Consider the following 255-nt stretch of genomic DNA (forward strand, 5'->3'; position numbering starts at 1 on the left):
ATGTTTCCCATTGCGGGGCTATAGCTCAGCTGGGAGAGCGCCTGCCTTGCACGCAGGAGGTCAGCAGTTCGATCCTGCTTAGCTCCACCACTTCTTCACTAAGAATTGAAAGACCAAACTTAAGTTACGCTTTGTTTAAGCTACTTTAAGTTTGGTTTTTAACCAAGTCACCACCGAATGCGTGTGAATGACAAGTTCTTTAACAATCTGGAAAGCTGATATAAATACCGGTATTTATATGGCAAACACGGTGTC

General features: G+C 43.9%; 1 tRNA gene. It reads left to right on the forward strand.

Going from position 1 to position 255, the window contains the following annotated elements:
• Positions 1-14 precede the first annotated feature (14 nt).
• Positions 15-90 (forward strand) — tRNA-Ala (locus H4J50_RS19280).
• Positions 91-255 lie beyond the last annotated feature (165 nt).

Source organism: Colwellia sp. 6M3, from assembly GCF_014077595.1.
GTDB lineage: Bacteria > Pseudomonadota > Gammaproteobacteria > Enterobacterales > Alteromonadaceae > Cognaticolwellia.